Below are 769 nucleotides of genomic sequence, written 5' to 3'. Positions count from 1 at the left end.
TGGTAATGGTGCCAACTTACTGATTTAGTGTATGATGGTGTTTTTGAGGTGCTCCAGTGGCTTCTGTTTCTATCAGCTGTCCCTCCTGTTCAGCTACTGAAGGCGTGGTGCGTAACGGTAAAAGTACTGCCGGACATCAGCGCTATCTCTGCTCTCACTGCCGTAAAACATGGCAGCTACAGTTCACTTACACCGCTTCTCAACCCGGTACGCATCAGAAAATCATTGATATGGCCATGAATGGCGTCGGATGTCGCGCCAGTGCACGCATTATGGGCGTTGGCCTCAACACGATTTTACGTCACTTAAAAAACTCAGACCGCAGTCGGTAACCTCACGCATACAACCGGGCAGTGACGTCATTGTTTGCGCGGAAATGGACGAACAGTGGGGTTATGTCGGCGCTAAATCACGCCAGCGCTGGTTGTTTTACGCGTATGACAGGATACGGAGGACGGTTGTGGCGCACGTATTCGGTGAACGCACGTTGTCCACGCTGGAGCGTCTTCTGGGCCTGCTGTCGGCCTTTGAGGTCGTGGTATGGATGACGGATGGCTGGCCGCTTTATGAATCACGCCTGAAGGGAGAACTGCACGTTATCAGCAAGCGATATACGCAGCGCATTGAGCGGCATAACCTGAATCTGAGGCAACATCTGGCAAGGCTGGGCAGGAAGTCACTGTCGTTCTCAAAATCGGTGGAGCTGCATGACAAAGTCATCGGGCATTATCTGAACATAAAACACTATCAGTAAGTTGGAGTCATTACC

General features: G+C 51.4%; 1 protein-coding gene. It reads left to right on the top strand.

All coding sequences use genetic code 11. The annotated features are described in order from the left end of the window. Positions 1-56: 56 nt before the first annotated feature. A protein-coding gene (locus HX778_RS24715) for an IS1 family transposase (protein ID WP_223433957.1) occupies positions 57-754 on the top strand; the annotation gives its coding sequence in 2 pieces (ribosomal slippage) (positions 57-306 and positions 306-754; 699 coding nt in all). The last annotated feature ends 15 nt before the right edge of the window (positions 755-769 follow it).

The sequence above is a fragment of the Cedecea sp. P7760 genome, from assembly GCF_013386425.1.
Lineage (GTDB): Bacteria > Pseudomonadota > Gammaproteobacteria > Enterobacterales > Enterobacteriaceae > Cedecea > Cedecea selenatireducens.
The sequence above is the reverse complement of the archived record's forward strand: the minus strand, read 5'-3'. Positions and strand labels throughout refer to the sequence as shown.